Source organism: Bradyrhizobium sp. MI1.11 (assembly GCF_055811255.1).
This window is the reverse complement of sequence record NZ_JBVVPM010000094.1, coordinates 1-15,604: the sequence shown is the minus strand read 5'-3', so window position 1 is coordinate 15,604 and position 15,604 is coordinate 1. Positions and strand designations below refer to the sequence as shown.

Here is a 15,604-nt window from a genome sequence, read left to right as displayed (position 1 = left end):
TGCCATCCCCAGATCCTCTTCAGATGTCTCTTAGAGAATCGCAGATTCGCGATTTACGCAAAGCCCTCGCTTGCGGGGGAGGGCTGGGGTGGGGGTCTCTCCGCCGGCGAGAGCCCCCGAGAGGAGAGAGCCCTCACCCGCCGCTACGCGGCGACCTCTCCCGCAGGCGGGAGAGGTGAAACCAGCCGGCCCGTCTACCCGCTCCCGTTCCGCTTCAAAATCATCTCCATCGCCTCCGCAAAACCGTCCTGCTCGTTGGACGCGGTGACGTGGGTGGCCTGGTCCTTGACGTTGTCGGCCGCATTGCCCATCGCGATCGAGGTGCCGCTGACGCGGAACATCGCGAGGTCGTTCTGCATGTCGCCGATGGTGGCGACCGCGTCTGTTGAAATGCCGAGGCGCTTGGCCATGGCTTGCACGAATGTGCCCTTGTCGAAACCGGGCGGGGTGATGTCGAGGTAATAGGTTTGCGAACGCACAGCAGTGGCCTCGCTGCCGAGCGCCTGCTGCATCGCCTTCTCGCATGCTTCGAGGCCGGCTGCATCGGCGCTGGCGCCGACGATCTTGCAGGCGCTCGCGAGATACGGTGAAAAGTCCGTGACGATGGTGGGATCGGAGCGGATGGTGTGCTGCTCGTGAGCAACGTATTGGCCATCAGGCTTGTCGATCAGCCATTTGTCGGTGGTGAACAGCCAGATGTCGGCGCCGAAGTCCCGGAGGATTTGCAGGGACCGCTCGGCGGCGCTCGCCGGAATCAAATGCTGCTCGACCGGATTCATCTCGGGATCGACGATCGAGGAGCCATTGAACGGGCCGACCGGCAGCCAGAGCGCCAGCGGTTCGATCAGGAAGCGCATGCCGATCGCGGGCCGGCTCGACGTAATCGTGAAACCGATGCCGGCCTGGTGCAGACGCTGCACCGCGGACCTCGCGCGGTCGGTCAGCGTCTTGTCCTTCGTCAGCAGCGTACCGTCGACGTCGGAGACGACGAGCGAGATTTTTGTCATGACAATCCCTTGGGTGTTTGGCCTCAGCGTTTCGCGCCGCCCAGTTTCAGCTGTCGCACCGCGCCGTCCACGATCGCTTCCACGGATTCGTCGATCGAGACGGTGATCACGTGCTCGCCAGCCTCGGGCGGCTCCAGCGTGTTGAACTGGCTCGTCAGCAGGCCGGGCGGCATGAAATGCCCCTTGCGTTGCGCAAGGCGAGCGGCGATCAGCTCCTTCGTGCCCCGCAGGAATATGAAGCGGACGTCGTCGCGTCCGCGCAGCAGCACGTCCCGATAAGTATGCTTTAGCGCCGAGCAGGCGATGATCACGTGCTCGCCCTTGTCACAGACCCGCGCGATCTCGTCGGCAATGGCGTTGAGCCAGGGCCAGCGGTCCTCGTCGGTGAGGGGATGGCCGGCCCGCATCTTCTCGACATTGCTGGCGGGATGAAAGCTGTCTCCGTCCTCGAAGCGCCAGCCGAGGCGCTCGCCCAGCGCTTTTGCAACCGTACTCTTGCCCGAACCCGACACGCCCATCACGATCAATGCACAAGGTGCTTCAACGCCCGTCACGAATTCCCCCCGGAAGCGCGGCTTGGTCGACCAGCCAGACGGTCTCGCCATTCGAGCGCGCGCGTACAGCCGGCAGAGTCTCGCCATTGAGGAGGCGCGTCAAGATCGGCTGCTTGTCGTGCCCCGCAATCTCGAACAGCATTTCGCGGCAGGACGCCAGCGCGGGCAGGGTGAGCGAGACCCGCGGCACGAAGGGGGCAACATTGGCCTTGGGGACGCCGACCACCCAGCGTCTCGTCTCCTCGATCGCAGGATAACCCGGGAACAGCGAAGCGGTGTGGCCGTCCGGGCCTGCGCCCATCAAAACCATGTCGAACAGCGGCCGTGCCGGATCCAGGCTTTCCGCGCCGTAGAAAGCCTGCAGCTCGCGCGCATAGGCCTCGGCGCTCTGATCGGGGGTGTCAGCCGTCGTCGGGATCGGGTGAACATGGCCGGAGGGCGCGTTGCGATCGAGAAAGGTCGCGCGCGCGACCGCCATGTTGTTGAGGGGATCGCTTTCGGGGACGAAGCGCTCGTCACCGATGAACCAGTGCACGCGCTCCCACGGGATTTTTTCGCGCCAGGCCTCGCTGCCCAGCAGCTGGTAGAGCTTCTTCGGGCTGGAGCCGCCGGTCAGGCAGATCGCGATGCGCCCGGGATTGGCCGCGATTCGCGCCATCACCCGTTCGGCCGCGGCCCGGGCGAGAGCCTCGGCGTCGGCCGCGACGATCAGCTTCGGCTGTCCGGCCATCGCCGTCACGAAAACTTACGCCAGCTTCGGCCGTCGCGGCGGAGCAATTCATCGGCGCAGGCGGGGCCGTCGCTGCCGGCTTGATAGGTCTCGATGCCGTTGCTGCCCGCGTTCTTCCAGGCGTCCAGGAACGGCTGCACCGCCTGCCACCCGGCTTCGATGCCGTCGGCGCGCTGGAACAGGATGTTGTCGCCGATCATGCAGTCATAGATCAGCGTCTCGTAGCCGGTCGAGGGATCGGCCCGGAAATAGTCGCCATAGCGAAACTTCATCTCGACGCCGTCGATGGTGACGCTCGGCCCCGGGATCTTGGCGTTGAACTGGAGCTCGATGGTCTCCGTCGGTGCGATGCCGATCGTGAGGAAGTTCTGGGAGAGGCGATCGACAGCCGTGCCTGAGAACATCGACAGCGGCGCCTGCTTGAACTTGATCGCGACCTCGGTGCGCTTGTGGCCGAGCGCCTTGCCGGTCCGCAAATAGAACGGCACGCCGGCCCAGCGCCAATTGTCGATCATCAGTTTCAGCGCGACATAGGTCTCGGTGGTGCTGCCGGGTTTGACGTCCTCGGTCTTGCGATAGTCCGGGATCTCATCGTCGCCGATGCGCCCCGACAGATATTGGGCGCGCACCGAGCTCTTCAGCGCTTCTTCTTCGCTCGGGCGCTGAATCGAGGTCAGAATCTCGGCTTTCTCGGAGCGCACGGAATGGGCGTCGAAACGCGCCGGCGGCTCCATCGCGACCAGCGACATCAGCTGAAACAGATGGTTCGGCACCATATCGCGCAGCGCGCCGGTGGCATCGTAGAAGCCGCCGCGATGGCCGACGCCGAGCTTTTCCTCCACCGTGATCTGGATGTGGTCGATATGGTTGCGATTCCAGATCGGCTCGAACATGCCGTTGGCAAAGCGCAGCACCAGGATGTTCTGCACCGTCTCCTTGCCGAGATAGTGATCGATCCGGTAGATCTGGTGCTCGTCCATGATCTTCAGCAGCTCGCCATTCAGCGCGCGCGCGGAGGCGAGGTCGGTGCCGAACGGCTTTTCGATCACCAGCCGCCGCCACGCGCCGTTCTCCTTCATCATGCCGGTGCGGCCGAGCTCGCGCGCGGTCGGCGCGAACGCGGCCGGCGGGGTCGCCAGGTAGAACAGCCGGTTGCCGCCGGTGTCCTGCGCGCATTCCAGGGAATCCAGATGCTCGCGCAGGCGATCAAAGGATGGCGGATCCTTTGCGTCGGCTTCGACGAAGGTCACGCATTCCAGCAGCTTCTTGGCAATGTCGTCGTCCACCGGCCGGGTCGCGAACTGGCGCAAGCCCTTCAACAGGCTGTCGCGCAGCTCGTCGTCCGACTGGCCCCGGCGGGCGACGCCGACCACGCAGAACTTTTCCGGTAACAGATGCTCGGCCGCCAGATTGTAGAGCGATGGCATCACCAGCCGATGGGTGAGGTCGCCGGTGACACCAAAGATGACGAAGGCGCAATTTTCCGGCTTGCGCTTGGCTTGCGGGTCTTTTGTCACGAACTATTGGCCTTCGCTCTGCTAATTGCTATTTCGGCTTCGAAGCAGCCGGCTGCTTCGGCTCCTTGTGGCCGCCGAAGCCGGCTCGCATCGCTGAGAGAATTTTCTCGGCGAAGGTGTGTTCCTTGCGGGAACGGAAACGTGCGAACAGCGCCGCGGTCAGGACTTCGGCCGGCACGGCCTCGTCGATCGCCGCGTTCACAGTCCAGCGTCCTTCGCCGGAATCGTCGACGAAACCGGAATATTCCGTCAACGCCGGGCTGTCGGCGAGCGCCGTCGAGGTGAGATCGAGCAGCCAGGACGGGATCACGCTGCCACGCCGCCACACCTCGGCGATATCGGCGAGATCGAAATCGTAACGATGATCCGCCGGCAAGGCCTCGATGTTGGCGTTCTTGAGGATGTCAAAACCTTCGGCATAGGCCTGCATCAGGCCGTATTCGATACCGTTGTGGATCATCTTGACGAAATGCCCGGCGCCGACGGGGCCGGCATGGATGTAGCCCTGCTCGATGCGGGGATCGCGGCCCTCACGTCCCTCCGTGCGCGAAATGTCGCCGGCGCCGGGCGCGAGCGCGGCGAAGATCGGATCGAGCCGATCGACCACCTGTTTCTCGCCGCCGATCATCATGCAATAGCCGCGGTCGAGGCCCCAGACGCCGCCGGAGGTGCCGACGTCGACATAGTGGATGCCGCGCTGCTTCAGCGCCTTGCCGCGGCGGACGTCGTCCTGCCAGAACGTGTTGCCGCCGTCGATGATGACGTCGCCTTCCTGCATCGCGCCCGCGATCGTGTCGATCGTGGTCTCGGTGATGTGGCCGGCCGGCAGCATCACCCACGCCGCGCGCGGCCGCTCCAGTTTCGCAATGAACTCTTCGAGCGTCGCCGAGCCGACCGCGCCGTCTGCGGCAAGGCCGGCGACGGCCTTGGCGTCCTTGTCGTAGACCACGGTCGAATGGCCGTGGCGCATCAGGCGGCGAACGATGTTGCCGCCCATCCGGCCGAGGCCGATCATGCCGAGTTGCATTTGAGGAATTCCCTTAGTTCAGTGCGTCGTTGAGCGCGGCATTGAGCGCCGCGAGACCCTTCTTGAGCCCGCCCTTCAGGTGGACCCGCAGCGCGCGCCGGCCGCGCTCGGTGAGCACGTCGAAGTCGCCGCGCGCCTGCGCAGCCTTGATGACGCCGAAGCTGGCCTTCTGGCCCGGCACCGGCAGGTCCCTGGCATCGTCGGCGGTGATCTGGAGGAACACGCCGCTGTCGGGGCCGCCCTTGTAGGCCTGTCCTGTCGAGTGCAGGAAACGCGGTCCGAACTCGGCGCAGGTTGCGACATGTCGCTTCTCGCGCACTTCGAGCCGCATGGTCTGGAGTGCGTCGATCGTCGCCTTGTCGCGGGCGATGTAGCCGAGCAGGGCGACATAATCGCCATGGTTGGAGCGCGACAGATGCGCCTTCAGCCATGAGGTGAGGTCGCCGTTGGCGCCGGCGGCGCGCAGGGCCGCGGCGTTGGTCTCGTCGGTGTAGAGATCGGCCTCATTGGTGCTGACCACCGGCTGCTCGGCCGGCAGCGCGCCGGTCTTTTCGAATGACGCGGTGAGCTCTCGGGTCTTGATCTTGGCCGCTTCCACGTCCGGCTGGTCGAACGGGTTGATGCCGAGGATGCTGCCCGCCACCGCCGTTGCCATCTCGAAGCGGAAGAACTCCTGGCCGAGATGGTCGATCGACTTCATCACGATGCGCACGACGGGATGACCGGCCGCTTCGATCGCAGCAAGCTGCGAGTCATGGGCGGCGTCTGCTTCGCCCTCGATACGGATGTCGATGAAGAGCCGGTCATTGCCGTAGACCGCAGGCTCGCCCAGCGGCTCGCCGTCGATCGGGATCAGACCCTTGCCATCCTTGCCGGTCGATTCCGCGATGAGCTGCTCAGCCCAGGCGCCGAAATCGGCGATCCTCTTCGACGACAGGATCGTCACCTTGTCGCGGCCTTCGAGCGCTGCATGGCCCATGGCAAGGCCAAGCTGCACGCCAGGGTTCTCGGCTGGCGGCACGTCCGGTCCGCAGGAGCGGGCCATGGCAAGCGCATGCTTGACGAAGGTCTTGATATCGATGCCCGCGGTTGCCGCCGGCACCAGGCCAAACGGCGAGAGCACCGAATAGCGTCCGCCGATGGAGGGCTCGCCGTGGAAGATGCGCGCATAGCTCAGAGTCTTCGCCGCCTTCTCCAGCGACGATCCGGGATCGGTGACCGCAATGAAGCGATGGCCGGTCTTGACCTTCGGCCCGACCGCCTGCGTGACGCGCTCGTGGAAATAATCCTTCATCGCATTCGGTTCGGTGGTGCCGCCGGACTTGCTTGAGACGATGAACACGGTGTTGGCGATGTCGATCCTGGCCTCCATCGCCCGCACCTGCGCCGGATCGGTGGAATCCAGCACGTGCAGCTTCGGGAACCCGGGTTTCTTGCCAAAGGTCTCGGCCAGCACCTCCGGCCCGAGGCTTGATCCGCCCATGCCGAGCACGACGGCATCGGAGAATTTCTGGCCCTTCACGCGGCTGGCATAATCCTCATAGTCGGCGATGTCGGCCTTGGCGGCGCTGTCGAGCCAGCCGAGCCATTTGTCCTCGTCGGTGCCGGTCCAGACCGATTTGTCGCGCTGCCACAGCCGGCGGATCTTGGCCGACGCGCGCCATTCCTCGGTGCTCTTGGCCACGGCCTTGCCGAGACCGTCGCCGAGCGAGAGCAGCTGGCGGTCGATCGCGGGCCCGAGCACGGTGGCGCGCTTGTGGGCGACCGCACCATAGAGCTTGTCGGCGGCGTCGGCGAACTGCTTGACGCCGTCCTTGACGAGCTCCTCTGTGATGGCATCGAGCGAGACGCCGGAGCGCTCCAGCTCTTCCAGCACGCGGCGGGCGTCGTCGAGGTTTTCTTCAAGGCTGTCGCGCGGCTTGCCGTGGTCACGGAATGCGTCGAGCGTCGCCGGCGGCACGGTGTTGATGGTGTCGGGGCCGATCAGCTCCTCGACATAGAGGACGTCGCTGTAATCCTTGTTCTTGGTGCCGGTCGACGCCCACAGCATGCGCTGCGGCTTGGCGCCCTTGGCGGCGAGCTTGTCCCAGCGGGGACCTGAGAACAGGCGCTTGTAATCCTGATAGGCGACCTTGGCATTGGCGATCGCGACCTTGCCCTTCAGCGCGGCCAGCCGCTCCTTCTCGGACGGATCGTTGGCGCGAGCGATCTTCTCGTCGAGCTGCTTGTCGACCATGCTGTCGATGCGGCTGACGAAGAAGCTGGCCACGCTCGCGACATGCGAGGGGTCGCCGCCACCGGCGACGTATGTCTCCAGGCCCGCGAGATAGGCCTCGGCGACCTGAAGGTAGACTGCCTTGGAGAACAGCAGCGTGATGTTAATGCTGATGCCGTCGCCGATCAGGGTCTCGATCGCCGGCAGGCCCTCCGGCGTTGCCGGCACCTTCACCATCAGGTTCTTGCGGTTGACGTCCTTCCAGAGCCGCCGCGCCTCGGTGACCGTGCCGGCGGTGTCCATCGCCAGATAGGGCGAGACTTCAAGGCTGACATAGCCGTCGCCACCCTTGAGGCGGTCGTAGACCGGGCGCAGCACGTCGGCGGCGTTCTGGATGTCCTCGACCGCGACGGCCTCGAACAGGTCGGCGACCGACCGATCGCCGCGCTTCAACGCCTTGCCGATCGGCGCGTCGTACTCGTCCGAGCTGCCGATCGCTTTCTCGAAGATCGAGGGGTTGGAGGTGACGCCCTTGACGCCGTCGGTGTCGATCAGCCGCTTCAGGTCGCCCTTGGCGATGAAGCCGCGGGCCAGGAAGTCCAGCCAGACGGCTTGTCCGTGCTTTTCCAGTTCTTTGACGGGATTCATGATGCTAATTTATCTCCAAGCCTGCGGGCGAGGGGTTTCCGCGCCGGTCCTGACGCGCTATCCTCTAGCTTACATGCTTCCTTGAGGGAACCAATCAAGGGTATGGGCGTCATATCCTCCAGTGTAACTCCGTCGCGATCATGGCGATCCGCGTAAAGGGAGCCGAGTTGCGTAAAAAGGTCGTTGGCCGTGAGGAATCGGTCGGGCCCTTGTTGTGTAACGCCAGCTGTCTCGCCTCGCCGCTAGCGGCTGCGCGGAGTACTCATCAGCGGATTCCGGTCCGGCTGATGCATCGTGGCTCGGTCGCGAATGGCCATGCTGGGGGAAAGCATGCAAGCACATCATGACCGTCTGGCGCTCGCTGTCACAGACAGCCCCCAGTCGGTCACGTCGACCGGATGCGTCGATGCGTCCCACGATCTCGAAATCGGTCCGTGTACGACCCAAACGCGGCTGCTGGTCGTAGCGGGCTTCGCCATGACGCTGCTCAGCGCAACGCTCGCCTTGGGCTGGTCGAGCGCTTTTGGCGATTACGACGCGACGGTCGGCTCTGCCGGCGTGGTGGTGTTCGCCGTGATGACCGGTCGGCTGATCTGGATGCTCCCCGCCGAGCGGGGATCGGTGGTGATCGTCACCCCCTATGGCATCCGCGATCTCCGCATCGGCAATGAATTTCTGCTGTGGGACTCTATCGCGGAGATTTCGGCTGAAGAACGCCGCGGGCGCAAGGTGATCGTGCTGACGCCGACGCCGGCCTTGCAGCGGCAGCTCTGCAGCATCCGCGGCTTGGCCCGCTCCGTGAGGGACGATCGCATTGTCATCCGGTCGGAGGGCCTGGCGACCGATTTTGATACACTGCTGCGCGCTTGCCGCGACTATCACGCCGCCGGCGGTCCGCGCACCGCATTGCAGCAGGAAGATGAACGCGGCACGCAAGGCTTCGCCGCACAAGCGTCATAAGATCGCCTTTCGCAGACCGCTATGATGCGAGGCCGGATGAACGCATCCCCGGTAACGCCCGGATGTTGCGAGCGAGTGACATTTTCTGGAAATGAGCCAATATAGACAAAGATTCGCTCAAATATCAGGCAGGTGCCTGTTCGTAACTCACCCTGTGCCTACGTTGTGCGTTGCGCCGAGAAGGCGCCCGGGTGTCGAATGATCGTCATGTGCTCACGCTGATTCGAGAGTGGCGCTAAGGAACGGTCCGGTCGCTGCTTTCGTTCAATTGTGTAGCGGAACTCACGCGGAGAGGGATCATGTACAACGATTCTCTATTCAACGCTTTCGCTAAGTCGTTCGAGGCGAGAAGCCAACACGACATGTCGATGGCGGAATATCTGGAATCGTGTCGAAGCGATCCCATGAAATACGCGAACGCGGCCGAACGACTGCTAGCAGCGATCGGTGAGCCCCAGACGATTGACACGGCCAAGGACCCACGCCTTGGCCGTATTTTTTTGAACCGCACGATCCGCACCTATCCGGCCTTCGCCGGCTTCTACGGCATGGAAGAAACCATCGAGCGCATCGTCGGTTTCTTCCGTCACGCGGCGCAGGGCCTCGAAGAGCGCAAGCAGATCCTGTATCTGCTCGGTCCGGTCGGCGGCGGCAAATCCTCGCTCGCCGAGCGGCTCAAGTCGCTGATGGAAGTGCATCCGATCTACGTGCTCAAGGCTGGCGACGAGCTCTCGCCCGTGTTCGAAAGTCCGCTCAGCCTGTTCGATCCGGATCAGCTCGGCCCGATGCTGGAAGAGAAATACGGCATTCCGCGCCGCCGTCTCACCGGCCTGATGAGCCCGTGGTGCTACAAGCGGCTGGAAGCCTTCGGCGGCGACATTTCCCAGTTTCGTGTCGCAAAAATCCAGCCGTCGCGGCTGCGCCAGATCGGCATCGCCAAGACCGAGCCGGGTGACGAGAACAACCAGGACATCTCCTCTCTGGTCGGCAAGGTCGACATCCGCAAGCTCGAAACCTACGCGCAGAACGATCCCGACGCTTACAGCTATTCCGGCGGCCTCAACCGCGCCAACCAGGGCGTGCTCGAGTTCGTCGAGATGTTCAAGGCCCCGATCAAGATGCTGCATCCGCTGCTCACCGCGACGCAGGAAGGCAACTACATCGGCACCGAGAACATCGGCGCGATTCCGTTCACCGGCGTCATCCTCGCGCACTCCAACGAAGCCGAGTGGTCGAGCTTCAAGGCCAACAAGAATAACGAGGCCTTCATCGACCGCATCTGCGTGATCAAGGTGCCGTACTGCCTGCGGATCACGGAGGAGCAGAAGATCTACGAGAAGCTGATCCAGGGCTCCGAGCTCGCGGCCGCGCCTTGCGCGCCCGCGACGCTGGAAACGCTGGCGCGGTTCTCGGTGATGTCGCGCCTGCGCAAGCACGAAAATTCCACGACCTACGCCAAGATGAGGGTCTACGACGGCGAGAGCCTGAAGGAGACCGATCCGAAGGCGCGCAGCGTCCAGGAATATCGCGATGCCGCCGGCGTCGACGAGGGCATGGACGGTGTTTCCACCCGCTTTGCCTTCAAGATCCTGGCTGCGACCTTCAACCACGATCCGCAGGAAGTCGCCGCCGACGCCGTGCATCTGATGTACGCGCTGGAGCAATCGATCAAGCGCGAGCAGCTGCCCGAGGAAGTCGAGAAGCGCTACCTCGAATTCATCAAGGCGGACCTTGCACCGCGTTATGCCGAGTTCATCGGCAACGAGATCCAGAAGGCTTATCTCGAATCCTACTCGGATTACGGCCAGAACCTGTTCGACCGCTACGTCGACTACGCCGATGCCTGGATCGAGGACCAGGATTTCAAGGACGCCGACACTGGCCAGCTGTTGGATCGCGAGCTTTTGAACCAGGAGCTGACCAAGATCGAGAAGCCGGCGGGCATCGCCAATCCGAAGGATTTCCGCAACGAGGTGGTCAAATTCTCGTTACGGTCGCGCGCCCAGAACGGCGGCAAGAATCCGACCTGGATCTCCTACGAGAAGATTCGCGATGTGATCGAAAAGCGGATATTCTCCCAGGTCGAGGACCTGCTTCCGGTCATCTCCTTCGGGTCGAAGAAGGACGGCGAGACGGAGAAGAAGCACGGCGAGTTCGTCGCACGCATGGTGGAGCGCGGCTACACCGAGCGTCAGGTTCGCCGGCTCGTCGAATGGTACATGCGCGTGAAGCAGGCCGGTTGAGGCGGATGGAAAAGTGCCGATTCACATTATTGACAGGCGCCTGAATCCTGGCGGCAAGAGTCTCGAGAACCGGCAGCGGTTCTTGCGTCGGGCCAAATCCCTGGTGCAGGGCGCCGTCAAGAAGACCTCGCAGGAACGCGACATCAAGGACGTCCTGGAGGGTGGCGAGGTCACCATTCCGCTCGACGGCATGCATGAGCCGCGTTTCCGCCGCGACGGCGGAACGCGCGACATGGTGTTGCCCGGGAACAAGAAGTTCATCGAGGGCGACTACCTCCAGCGCTCGGGCCAGGGCAGCGCCAAGGATTCCGGACCGGGCGAAGGCGACAGCGAGGACGCCTTCCGTTTCGTGCTCAGCCGCGACGAATTCGTCGATCTCTTTCTCGACGATCTCGAATTGCCCGACCTTGCCAAGCGCAAGATCGCGCACACCGAGAGCGAGGGCATCCAGCGCGCCGGCTACACCACGTCGGGCTCGCCATCCAACATCTCGGTGAGCCGGACGGTTCGGCGCGCACTGGCGCGCCGTATCGCGCTCAAGCGTCCCAGCAAGGAGGAGATCGAAGAGCTGGAAGCCGCCATCGCCGCCTGCGCGGACGAGGACGAGCGTCTGGTGCTGATGGCCCAGCTCGAAAAACTGAAGGCGAAGTCCAAGCGCATTCCCTTCATCGATCCGCTCGATATCCGCTACCGCCGCTTCGAGACGGTGCCCAAGCCCGTTGCCCAGGCCGTGATGTTCTGCCTGATGGACGTGTCGGGCTCGATGTCCGAGCACATGAAGGATCTCGCCAAGCGCTTCTACATGCTGCTCTACGTGTTCCTGAAGCGCCGCTACAAGCATGTCGACATCGTCTTCATCCGCCACACCGATCGCGCCGAGGAGGTGGACGAGCAGACCTTCTTCTACGGCCCGGCTTCCGGCGGCACGCTGGTCTCCAGCGCGCTGCAGGCGATGCACGAGATCGTGCGCGAACGCTTCAGCCCGTCGGACTGGAATATCTACGCCGCCCAAGCCTCCGACGGCGACAATTCCTATTCCGACGGCGAGCTCGCGGGCATGCTGCTGACCGACAAGATCCTGCCGGTCTGCCAGTTCTTTGCCTATCTCGAGGTCGGCGAGTCCGGCGGCAGCGCTTTCGATCTGTCCGACTCCTCGCTCTGGACTCTCTACGAGCGCCTGCGCAACAGCGGCGCACCGCTCTCGATGCGCAAGGTCAGCGAGCGCAGCGAGATTTTTCCGGTGTTCCACGATCTGTTTCAGCGCCGCGACACTGCCCAGGAGAAAGCCGCTCCATGACAGAACGCTTGTTCGAAGGCGCCGATTGGGATTTTCACACCTTGCAGCGCATCACGGATGCCTGCGAGGAGGTGGCGACGAAAGATCTCGGGCTCGACGTCTATCCGAACCAGATCGAAGTCATCACCGCCGAGCAGATGCTGGACGCCTATTCGTCGGTCGGCATGCCGCTGTTCTACAAGCACTGGTCATTCGGAAAGCACTTCGCGTATCACGAGGCCTCATACCGCAAGGGCCTGATGGGACTTGCCTATGAGATCGTGATCAACTCCTCGCCCTGCATCTCCTACCTGATGGAGGAGAACACGGCGACGATGCAGACCCTGGTGATCGCGCACGCCGCCTTCGGCCACAACCACTTCTTCAAGAACAACTATCTGTTCAAGCAGTGGACCGACGCCGACGGCATCCTGGACTATCTGGATTTCGCCAAGAACTACGTCATGCAATGCGAGGATCGCTACGGCCGCGTCGAGGTCGAGCGCACCCTCGATGCCGCGCATGCGCTGATGTCGCATGGGATCGACCGCTATCCCGGCAAGAAGAAGCTCGATCTCCGCGCCGAAGAGAAGCGGGCAGGGCGCCGCCGCCAGCATGAGGAGGAGGTCTTCAACGACCTCTGGCGCACCGTGCCGGCGGGAAAGAGCAAGACCCGGTCCGCGCTCAGCGTCGAACGGCGCCGCAAGCTGCTCGGCCTGCCGCAGGAAAACCTGCTGTATTTCCTCGAGAAGAGCGCGCCGCGGCTGGCCCCCTGGCAGCGCGAGCTGTTGCGCATCGTCCGCCACATCGCGCAATATTTCTATCCGCAGAGCCAGACCAAGGTGATGAACGAGGGGACCGCGACCTACGTCCACTATCGCATCATGACCAAGCTGCATCAGCAGGGCCGCATCAGCGACGGCAATTTTCTCGAATTCCTGCAGTCGCACACCAACGTCGTGTTCCAGCCCGAATTCGACGACCAGCGCTTTTCCGGCTTCAATCCCTATGCGCTCGGCTTCGCCATGATGCAGGACATCGAGCGCATCGTCACCCGGCCGGAAGACGAGGACCGCGAGTGGTTCCCGGACATCGCCGGCAAGAACGACGTGATGGGCGTGCTGCGCGACGTCTGGGCCAATTACCGCGACGAGAGTTTTATCGCCCAGTTCCTGAGTCCGAAGCTGATGCGGCATCTCCGCATGTTCCACCTGCATGACGATCCCGAGGAGCGCGCCGGCATCCGGGTCGACGCCATTCACGACGAGCGCGGCTTCCGCCGCGTCCGGCGCGAGCTGGCACGGCAGCACGATGTCGGCTACATCGACGCGAATATCGAGGTGGTCGACGTCGATCTCTCCGGCGACCGGCGGCTGATCCTGCATCACCATGTCATCAAGGGCGCGCAGCTCAACGAGACCGACGCCAAGCGCGTGCTCCAGCATCTCGCCGATCTCTGGACCTACGATGTCGCACTGATCGAGGTCGATTCCAACGACAAGGTGCTGCGCGAATACGTCGTGAGCCCGCGGCCGATCTCGGCGGTGGCGTGAGGGCGGGGCAGCTTCCGGAGCGCGACGAGATTAGCCTTGTGGCTTCTGCCAGGGAGCTGCGCTCCCTCCCCCGCTTGCGGGGGAGGGGTGGGGAGAGGGTGTCTCCGCAGCGGGATTCCCCCAGAGGATAGAGCCCTCACCCGGCGCTACGCGCCGACCTCTCCCGCAAGCGGGAGAGGTTGCAGCCAGTCCGCGGCTGCTAAAGCGATCAACGTGAATCAATCGTGCTCTAAGTCGATCGCTTCTTCGCCGGCTTCTTCTTGGCTTTCGACGCATTCAGCTCCACGGCTGCGCGGATCAGCGCCTTCAACGCCTTCTCGTTGATCTTGTCGCCTTCGCGAATATCGATCGCGCGGCGCACGTTGCCGTCGAGGCTCGAGTTGAACAGGCCGGCGGGATCGTCCAGCGCGGCGCCCTTGGCAAAGGTCATCTTCACCACGGCCTTGTAGGTCTCGCCGGTGCAGATGATGCCGTCGTGCTCCCACACCGGAACGCCGCGCCACTTCCATTCCTCGACGACATCAGGGTCGGCCTCCTTGATCAGGCCGCGGATTCGCCCGAGCATGTCGCCGCGCCAGTCGCCGAGCTCCTTGATCCTGCCGTCGATCATCCTGGATGGCGAAGCGCCATTCGTCTTCATCGCGCTGCTGGTTTTCGCGGTCACGGCCTTCTTCATGCTCACGCCTCTTGTCGGGCGTCGCGGCCGCGGCCGAGATATGGCAGCGCGAACATGTAGAGCCCGGTCGCAAGCAACGGGATCAATGGGACGAAGGCGAGCAAGCCGATCCACGTCGCCTGGACTTGCATCGTCAGGGCGACGATGTTGGCGATGACGGCCAGCGTGAAAGCAATCGACAGCCAGCGATGGATCTGTCGAGTCCACATATTTCCGGTCAATGAAACCTCCTCTTGAGATGATCGAAATGAAGGCCGGCGGCCGAGCTAGTCTGCCTTGGCCAGCAGCTCGTCCAGCTTGGTGAGAAACTGCTTCCAGCCGGCATGCGCGCCGCCAAATGCCTGCTTCTGCGCCGGGCTGAAGCCCGCTTGCTCGACACGCAGATGAGTGCCTGCGCCCGTCGGCGTCAGCGTGAAGGTCACGACGCTCTTGAGATCGAACGCCGCGTCCTCGTGCGAGAAATTCCAGGTGTAGGCGAGCGTCTTCTGCGGCTCGATGGTGAGGACTTCGCAGTCCAGCACGCCGCCCCATTCGCCGCGAAGGTTGAAGCGGTGGCCCACGTTCGGCTTGAAGTCGTTCTTCATCAGCCATTCCTCGATCAGATGCGGCTGCGTCAGCGCGCGCCAGATCCGCTCTGCCGGAAAGGCAAATTCGCGCTCGACGACGACAGATCGGGTTTCGGTCGCGGATTCGTTCATTGGTCCATCCTCTTCAGGAGATCGTCGAGCGCGTCGAGCCGGTTCTGCCAGAATCCGGCCATCTGGCTGGTCCAGTCGATCAGCGGATTGAGCGCGCCGGGTTGGGCCCTGTAATGCGTCTGCCGTCCTTGATGCCGGTCGCGCACGAGGCCAGCCTGCTTCAGCGCGCCGAGATGTTTTGAGACCGCCGGCTGGGACACGCCCGACAGTGCCGTCAGGGCCCCGACCGTCTGTTCGCCCTCGCGGCACAATCGCTCGAAGATCGCCCGACGGGTGGGGTCGGCGAGCGTCCTGAACAGAAGGTCGTGAGCGGCGGCGGGCATGTAATCCATAACCTGTAAGTTATGGGTATATTCATAACCGTGGAGTTATGGATGTGTCAAGTGGGGAAGTGGTGTGGAAGCGATCCCGCAAACTCCTCTTACCTCTCCCGCTTGCGAGGGCTTTGCTTAATTGGCCGAGCGGGAGTGAGGCTCGATATGGGGTATTTTTTTGTGCGG

14 protein-coding genes are annotated in these 15,604 nt (G+C 63.4%); 4 read left to right on the top strand and 10 right to left on the bottom strand.

The window, feature by feature from the left end:
* Positions 1 to 194: 194 nt before the first annotated feature.
* From AC0L30_RS40825 to AC0L30_RS40800, 6 genes are read right to left on the bottom strand one after another with little or no spacing between them, the layout of a single operon-like run.
* Positions 195 to 1,007, bottom strand: a complete 813-nt coding sequence (locus tag AC0L30_RS40825; protein WP_473406628.1) for an HAD family hydrolase — start codon at positions 1,005 to 1,007, stop codon at positions 195 to 197.
* Between the two features lie 23 nt (positions 1,008 to 1,030).
* Positions 1,031 to 1,561: a gluconokinase gene (locus AC0L30_RS40820; RefSeq protein WP_354168256.1), complete on the bottom strand. Its 531-nt coding sequence runs from the start codon at positions 1,559 to 1,561 to the stop codon at positions 1,031 to 1,033.
* Positions 1,548 to 2,291 carry a 6-phosphogluconolactonase gene (gene pgl / locus AC0L30_RS40815; protein WP_354127279.1) on the bottom strand — a complete coding sequence of 248 codons (744 nt, stop codon included), beginning with the start codon at positions 2,289 to 2,291 and terminating at the stop codon, positions 1,548 to 1,550. The genes AC0L30_RS40820 and pgl overlap by 14 nt, the downstream gene beginning before the upstream one ends.
* Before the next feature lie 5 nt (positions 2,292 to 2,296).
* Complete coding sequence (gene zwf / locus AC0L30_RS40810) at positions 2,297 to 3,808, bottom strand: glucose-6-phosphate dehydrogenase (RefSeq protein ID WP_219685522.1); 1,512 nt, start codon at positions 3,806 to 3,808, stop codon at positions 2,297 to 2,299.
* A 28-nt stretch (positions 3,809 to 3,836) separates the two neighbouring features.
* Positions 3,837 to 4,835, bottom strand: coding sequence for a phosphogluconate dehydrogenase (NAD(+)-dependent, decarboxylating) (gnd, locus tag AC0L30_RS40805; RefSeq protein ID WP_219685521.1), 999 nt, complete (start codon positions 4,833 to 4,835; stop codon positions 3,837 to 3,839).
* 13 nt (positions 4,836 to 4,848) lie between these two features.
* Entirely contained in the window at positions 4,849 to 7,698 is a 2,850-nt protein-coding gene (locus AC0L30_RS40800; protein ID WP_473406627.1) for a bifunctional transaldolase/phosoglucose isomerase, read from the bottom strand.
* A gap of 330 nt (positions 7,699 to 8,028) precedes the next feature.
* Between AC0L30_RS40800 and AC0L30_RS40795 the strand changes: the two genes are divergently transcribed.
* The 4 genes from AC0L30_RS40795 (at position 8,029) to AC0L30_RS40780 (ending at position 13,730) form a co-directional block, all read left to right on the top strand.
* Entirely contained in the window at positions 8,029 to 8,658 is a 630-nt protein-coding gene (locus tag AC0L30_RS40795) for a hypothetical protein (RefSeq protein WP_007595706.1), read from the top strand.
* Positions 8,659 to 8,957: 299 nt separating this feature from the next.
* The gene (locus tag AC0L30_RS40790) at positions 8,958 to 10,901 is read left to right on the top strand and encodes a PrkA family serine protein kinase (protein ID WP_007595704.1); all 1,944 of its coding nucleotides are present in this window, start codon (positions 8,958 to 8,960) and stop codon (positions 10,899 to 10,901) included.
* A 19-nt stretch (positions 10,902 to 10,920) separates the two neighbouring features.
* The gene (locus tag AC0L30_RS40785) at positions 10,921 to 12,198 is read left to right on the top strand and encodes a YeaH/YhbH family protein (protein WP_198288307.1); all 1,278 of its coding nucleotides are present in this window, start codon (positions 10,921 to 10,923) and stop codon (positions 12,196 to 12,198) included.
* On the top strand, positions 12,195 to 13,730 hold the full coding sequence (locus tag AC0L30_RS40780) for a SpoVR family protein (RefSeq protein ID WP_007595700.1): 1,536 nt from the start codon (positions 12,195 to 12,197) through the stop codon (positions 13,728 to 13,730). Before AC0L30_RS40785 ends, AC0L30_RS40780 begins: the two co-directional genes overlap by 4 nt.
* 229 nt (positions 13,731 to 13,959) lie before the next feature.
* On the opposite strand, the gene AC0L30_RS40775 is transcribed toward AC0L30_RS40780, so the two are convergent.
* The 4 genes from AC0L30_RS40775 to AC0L30_RS40760 are packed head-to-tail and all read right to left on the bottom strand — an operon-like array spanning position 13,960 to position 15,427.
* Positions 13,960 to 14,406: a DUF1801 domain-containing protein gene (locus AC0L30_RS40775; RefSeq protein ID WP_354127281.1), complete on the bottom strand. Its 447-nt coding sequence runs from the start codon at positions 14,404 to 14,406 to the stop codon at positions 13,960 to 13,962.
* A gap of 2 nt (positions 14,407 to 14,408) precedes the next feature.
* Complete coding sequence (locus tag AC0L30_RS40770) at positions 14,409 to 14,627, bottom strand: hypothetical protein (protein ID WP_473406626.1); 219 nt, start codon at positions 14,625 to 14,627, stop codon at positions 14,409 to 14,411.
* Between the two features lie 45 nt (positions 14,628 to 14,672).
* Positions 14,673 to 15,104 carry an SRPBCC family protein gene (locus AC0L30_RS40765; protein ID WP_007595695.1) on the bottom strand — a complete coding sequence of 144 codons (432 nt, stop codon included), beginning with the start codon at positions 15,102 to 15,104 and terminating at the stop codon, positions 14,673 to 14,675.
* Positions 15,101 to 15,427, bottom strand: a complete 327-nt coding sequence (locus AC0L30_RS40760; RefSeq protein WP_473406625.1) for an ArsR/SmtB family transcription factor — start codon at positions 15,425 to 15,427, stop codon at positions 15,101 to 15,103. Before AC0L30_RS40760 ends, AC0L30_RS40765 begins: the two co-directional genes overlap by 4 nt.
* Between the last annotated feature and the right edge of the window lie 177 nt (positions 15,428 to 15,604).